At 55.5% G+C, this 6,458-nt stretch carries 5 protein-coding genes; all 5 read left to right on the top strand.

Features of this window, described 5'->3' with window-relative positions:
- The coding region (locus GKAS_RS05230) for an AAA family ATPase (RefSeq protein WP_035892451.1) at positions 1-818 on the top strand (818 nt) is incomplete at its 5' end.
- A 92-nt stretch (positions 819-910) separates the two neighbouring features.
- Positions 911-2,203: a serine--tRNA ligase gene (gene serS / locus GKAS_RS05225; protein ID WP_035892448.1), complete on the top strand. Its 1,293-nt coding sequence runs from the start codon at positions 911-913 to the stop codon at positions 2,201-2,203.
- A gap of 200 nt (positions 2,204-2,403) precedes the next feature.
- Positions 2,404-4,848, top strand: coding sequence for a dimethylsulfoxide reductase subunit A (dmsA, locus tag GKAS_RS05220; protein ID WP_035892447.1), 2,445 nt, complete (start codon positions 2,404-2,406; stop codon positions 4,846-4,848).
- A 10-nt stretch (positions 4,849-4,858) separates the two neighbouring features.
- Positions 4,859-5,476 (top strand): DMSO/selenate family reductase complex B subunit, encoded by a 618-nt coding sequence (locus GKAS_RS05215; protein WP_035892446.1) that lies wholly within the window; start codon positions 4,859-4,861, stop codon positions 5,474-5,476.
- Between the two features lies 1 nt (position 5,477).
- Positions 5,478-6,341, top strand: a complete 864-nt coding sequence (locus tag GKAS_RS05210) for a dimethyl sulfoxide reductase anchor subunit family protein (RefSeq protein ID WP_035892445.1) — start codon at positions 5,478-5,480, stop codon at positions 6,339-6,341.
- The last annotated feature ends 117 nt before the right edge of the window (positions 6,342-6,458 follow it).

Genomic DNA, 6,458 nt, shown 5'->3' with positions numbered 1-6,458 from the left:
AAGCCATGGAAGACAAAGCACGGGGCTACGGCGGGCAGGATATTGTTCTGCCGGACGACACGCGCCGCGCGATTGCCGAATTAGTCAACGGCGATGCCCGTCGTGCGCTCAATACGCTCGAAATGATGGCTGATATGGCGGAGCTGGATGATGCCGGTAAGCGCGTCTTGCAGCCCCAGCTTTTGACTGAAATTGCCGGTGAACGCAGCGCTCGCTTTGATAACAAAGGTGACCGCTTTTATGACCTGATTTCGGCGCTGCATAAATCGGTACGCGGCAGCGCGCCCGACGCGGCGCTCTACTGGTACGCCCGCATTATCAGCGCGGGTGGCGATCCGCTGTATGTTGCACGTCGTTGCCTTGCCATTGCTTCAGAAGATGTCGGCAACGCTGACCCGCGTGCGATGCAGGTGGCGATTTCCGCCTGGGACTGCTTTACCCGCGTTGGTCCGGCGGAAGGGGAACGGGCCATTGCGCAGGCGATTGTTTACCTGGCCTGTGCACCGAAAAGCAACGCTGTTTATACCGCCTTTAAAGCAGCAATGGCCGATGCCCGCGAACGTCCGGATTACGACGTACCGGTGCATCTGCGAAATGCGCCAACCAAGCTGATGAAAGAGATGGGCTACGGACAGGAATATCGTTATGCCCACGACGAGCCAAACGCCTACGCCGCTGGTGAAGAGTATTTCCCCAGCGAAATGGCACAAACGCGCTACTATCACCCGACCAACCGAGGTCTTGAAGGCAAGATTGGCGAAAAGCTCGCCTGGCTCGCTGAACAGGATCAAAATAGCCGCACAAAACGCTACCGCTAGTGCAGTCGTTGCGGTAATGTTGTCGATGTACCTCTGCGACCACGGGCTGTGGTCGCATACTCCACTTTCAATTCGATAAGCATAGGATAAGCATGCTCGATCCCAATCTGCTGCGTACAGAGCCAGACGCAGTCGCAGAAAAACTGGCACGCCGGGGCTTTAAGCTGGATGTAGATAAACTTCGCGCTCTTGAAGAGCGTCGTAAAGTACTGCAGGTAGAAACTGAAAATCTGCAGGCAGAGCGTAACTCGCGATCGAAATCCATCGGCCAGGCGAAAGCACGCGGGGAAGACATTGAGCCTTTACGCCTGGAAGTGAACAAGCTTGGCGAACAACTTGATGCCGCTAAATCAGAACTGGATGTTCTGCTGGCTGAGATTCGCGATATTGCGCTGACTATCCCGAACATCCCGCACGACGATGCACCGGTAGGTCGTGACGAAAACGACAACGTTGAAGTTAGCCGCTGGGGCACGCCGCGTGAATTCGATTTCGAAATCCGCGACCACGTTACGCTGGGTGAAATGCACAGCGGGCTGGACTTCGCCGCTGCCGTTAAGCTGACCGGTTCACGTTTTGTCGTGATGAAAGGCCAGATTGCCCGTATGCACCGCGCGCTGTCGCAGTTCATGCTGGATCTGCACACCGAACAGCATGGCTATAGCGAAAACTATGTGCCTTACCTGGTAAACCAGGACACGCTGTACGGCACCGGTCAACTGCCGAAATTTGCCGGCGACCTGTTCCATACCCGTCCGCTGGAAGAAGAAGCAGACAGCAGCAACTACGCGCTGATCCCAACGGCAGAAGTGCCGCTGACCAACCTGGTGCGTGATGAAATCATCGACGAAGACGACCTGCCGATCAAAATGACCGCGCACACGCCGTGCTTCCGCTCTGAAGCGGGTTCCTACGGTCGTGATACCCGTGGTCTGATTCGTATGCACCAGTTCGACAAAGTTGAGATGGTGCAGATCGTACGTCCAGAAGATTCTATGGCGGCGCTGGAAGAGATGACCGGTCACGCGGAAAAAGTCCTGCAATTGCTGGGTCTGCCGTACCGTAAAATCATTCTGTGCACCGGTGATATGGGCTTCGGCGCATGCAAAACCTACGACCTCGAAGTCTGGGTTCCAGCGCAGAATACCTACCGCGAGATCTCCTCTTGCTCTAACGTCTGGGATTTCCAGGCGCGCCGCATGCAGGCTCGTTGCCGCAGCAAGTCCGACAAGAAAACGCGTCTGGTTCACACCCTGAACGGGTCTGGTCTGGCCGTAGGTCGTACGCTGGTTGCCGTGCTGGAAAACTACCAGCAGGCAGATGGTCGCATCGAAGTACCTGAAGTACTGCGTCCATACATGAACGGTCTGGAATACATCGGTTAATCCTACACCGCTTCACAAAAAAAGCGCCGAAAGGCGCTTTTTTATATCCGCATTGATACCGAGCAATACCTCTTCGGGTAGAACGTTTGATACTCCCTTCTAAGTAACACCAGCATATAAAACTATAATAACAGCATTTCGTTATATAAATGACTATATATCGGATGATGTTTTCAATGTTAGCAACGAAGTGAGAGTCCATGAAAACTGAAACCCCCGATGCTTTATTGGCAGCCGAGGTCAGCCGCCGTGGTTTGATGAAAACCACGGCCATTGGCGGACTGGCGATGGCCAGCAGTGCGTTTACGCTTCCCTTCAGCCGCATCGTGAATGCTGCCGAGGCGATTGCGCCGAGTACGGCGGCAGAGCGCGTAACCTGGAGTGCGTGTACGGTTAACTGTGGAAGCCGCTGCCCGCTGCGCATGCATGTTGTCGATGGCGAGATTAAATACGTCGAAACGGATAATACCGGTGATGATAACTACGACGGCCTGCATCAGGTTCGCGCCTGTCTGCGCGGTCGTTCCATGCGCCGTCGTGTCTATAATCCCGATCGTCTGAAGTACCCGATGAAGCGGGTCGGTAAACGTGGCGAAGGTAAATTCGAGCGCATCAGCTGGGAAGAAGCTTTTGACACCATTGCCGACAACATGAAGCGGCTGATTAAAGATTACGGTAACGAATCCATCTATCTCAACTACGGTACCGGTACCCTTGGCGGTACGCTGACCCGCTCCTGGCCACCGGGAAAAACCCTGGTTGCTCGCCTGATGAACTGCTGCGGCGGTTACCTGAACCACTATGGTGACTACTCTTCAGCGCAGATTGCCGCGGGCCTGAACTACACCTACGGCGGCTGGGCCGACGGTAACAGTCCGTCAGATATCGAAAACAGCAAGCTGGTCGTGCTGTTTGGCAATAACCCGGGCGAAACGCGTATGAGCGGCGGCGGGGTAACGTACTACCTGGAGCAGGCGCGCCAGAAATCGAATGCCCGCATGATTATCGTCGACCCGCGTTATACCGATACTGGTGCAGGGCGTGAAGATGAGTGGATTCCTATCCGTCCTGGTACCGATGCGGCGCTGGTTTCGGCGCTGGCGTGGGTGATGATCACCGAAAACCTGGTCGATCAGCCGTTCCTCGATAAATACTGCGTTGGCTACGACGAAAAAACGCTTCCGGAAGGTGCACCGACAAACGGTCACTATAAAGCCTACATTCTGGGACAAGGCAGCGATGCTACGGCGAAAACGCCGGAGTGGGCTGCGAGCATTACCGGTATTCCTGCTGAGCGTATCGTGAAACTGGCGCGTGAGATTGCGCTGGCCAAACCGGCCTATATCTCCCAGGGCTGGGGGCCACAGCGTCATGCTAACGGCGAAATTGCTACCCGCGCTATCTCCATGCTGTCGATTCTGACCGGTAACGTCGGGATCAACGGCGGCAACAGCGGCGCGCGTGAAGGCTCCTATGAGGTACCGTTTGAGCGTATGCCAACGCTGGAAAACCCGGTACAGACCAGCATTTCCATGTTTATGTGGACCGATGCCATCGTCCGTGGCCCGGAAATGACCGCGCTGCGCGACGGCGTCCGTGGCAAAGACAAGCTGGTTGTGCCGATCAAAATGATCTGGAACTATGCCGGTAACTGCCTGATTAACCAGCACTCTGAAATCAACCGCACCCATGAAATTCTGCAGGACGATAAGAAGTGCGAAATGATTGTGGTGATTGACTGCCACATGACTTCGTCGGCGAAATATGCCGATATCCTGTTGCCCGACTGCACTGCGTCTGAGCAGATGGATTTCGCGCTGGATGCCTCCTGCGGCAACATGTCCTACGTTATCTTCACCGATCAGGTCATCAAACCACGTTTCGAATGCAAAACGATCTATGAGATGACTACTGAGCTGGCGAAACGTATGGGCGTTGAGCAGCAGTTCACCGAAGGGCGGACGCAGGAAGGATGGATGCGCCATCTGCATGAGCTTTCTCGTCAGGCCGTGCCGGAACTGCCGGACTTCGATACCTTCCGTAAGCAGGGCATCTTCAAGCAGCGTGATCCTGAAGGGCATCACGTTGCCTATAAAGCTTTCCGTGAGGATCCACAGGCCAATCCGCTGACTACGCCGTCAGGGAAAATTGAAATCTACTCGCAGGAACTGGCAAAAATTGCCGCCACCTGGGAACTGGCCGAAGGCGATGTTATCGATCCGTTACCGATCTACACCCCAGGCTTTGAGAACTACAACGATCCGCTGGCAGAGAAATTCCCGCTGCAGTTGACCGGTTTCCATTACAAAGCTCGCGTTCACTCGACTTACGGCAACGTTGATGTGCTGAAAGCGGCCTGTCGTCAGGAGATGTGGATCAACCCGCTGGATGCGAAGAAACGCGGCATCGCCAACGGCGATCGTGTGCGTATCTTTAACGATCGTGGGGAAGTGCATATTGAAGCTAAGGTCACGCCGCGAATGATGCCGGGCATCGTCGCGCTGGGTGAGGGGGCTTGGTACAACCCGGATGCTAAAGGTATTGACCAGGCCGGGAGCATTAACGTGCTGACCACTCAACGTCCGTCGCCGCTGGCGAAAGGCAACCCATCGCACACGAACCTTGTCCAGGTTGAGAAGGTGTAAGGAGTAACCGATGACTACCCAATATGGCTTTTTTATTGACTCCGCTCGTTGCACCGGTTGTAAAACCTGCGAGCTGGCGTGTAAAGATTACAAAGACTTAACTCCGGACGTCAGTTTCCGTCGTATATATGAATACGCAGGCGGCGACTGGCAGGAAGACAACGGCGTCTGGAATCAGAACGTCTTTGCCTACTACCTGTCCATCGCCTGTAACCATTGCGAAGACCCGGCCTGTACCAAGGTGTGCCCAAGCGGCGCGATGCACAAACGCGAAGACGGTTTTGTGGTCGTCAACGAAGATGTGTGCATCGGCTGTCGCTACTGTCACATGGCCTGCCCGTACGGTGCACCGCAGTACAACGAAGCCAAAGGTCACATGACCAAATGTGACGGCTGCCACGAGCGTGTGGCGGAAGGTAAGAAACCGATTTGCGTGGAATCCTGCCCGCTGCGCGCGCTGGACTTTGGCCCAATCGAAGAGCTGCGTCAGAAGCACGGTACGCTGGCGGCGGTGGCACCGCTGCCATCGGCGCACTTCACTAAGCCAAGCATTGTGATTAAACCTAACGCCAATGCACGTCCGTGCGGCGATACCACTGGCTATCTGGCCAATCCGAAGGAGGTGTAAGATGGGAAGTGGATGGCATGAATGGCCGTTGATGATCTTCACGGTCTTTGGGCAGTGCGTAGCAGGTGGGTTTATCGTCCTGGCACTGGCATTGCTCAAGGGGCAACTCCCTCGAGAACAGCAGCAGCGCGTGGTGCTGAGCATGTTTGCGCTGTGGGTGTTGATGGGTATTGGTTTTATCGCCTCAACGCTGCACCTCGGTTCGCCAATGCGCGCCTTTAACTCGCTGAATCGCGTGGGGGCTTCCTCGCTCAGTAACGAAATTGCCAGTGGCGCAATCTTCTTTGCGGTCGGCGGCATTGGCTGGCTGCTGGCGGTCACCAGCAAACTCTCCTGCGCGCTGCGCAGCGTGTGGCTGGTGGTGACGATGGTGCTGGGCGTGGTGTTTGTCTGGATGATGGTGCGTGTCTATAACACCATCGATACCGTGCCAACCTGGTACACCATCTGGACGCCGCTGAGCTTCTTCCTGACGCTGTTTATCGGCGGCCCGCTGCTGGGTTACCTGCTGCTGCGCTGGGCAGGCGTTGAAGGCTGGGGTATGCGCCTGCTGCCGGTTATCAGCCTTGCTGCGCTGGTGGTGAGCGTGATTGTCACCACGATGCAGGGCGTTGAGCTGGCTTCCATTCAGAGCTCAATCCAGCAGGCTTCCGCGCTGGTGCCTGATTACGGCTCGCTGATGGCGTGGCGTATCGTGGCAATCGCCCTGGCGCTGGTCTGCTGGGTTGCTCCGCAGCTCAAAGGCTATCAACCCGCGTTGCCGTTGCTGAGCCTGGCGTTTGTGCTGGTGTTGGTCGGTGAGATGATTGGCCGTGGCGTATTCTACGGTCTGCACATGACCGTCGGGATGGCGGTCGCCAGCTAAGCAAAATAAGCTGCCAGGGCAGGCTTGCCCTGGCACTTTTTGTCCATGAATTTTTTCGACTGAACCCTCATTCGGCTATTCTGCTATTTTTCAATTAAAACAATCTAATAAGTAAAC

The sequence above is a fragment of the Kluyvera ascorbata ATCC 33433 genome, assembly GCF_000735365.1.
Taxonomy (GTDB): Bacteria; Pseudomonadota; Gammaproteobacteria; order Enterobacterales; family Enterobacteriaceae; genus Kluyvera; species Kluyvera ascorbata.
Note: the sequence above shows the minus strand (reverse complement) of the source record. Positions and strands in the feature narration are given on the sequence as shown.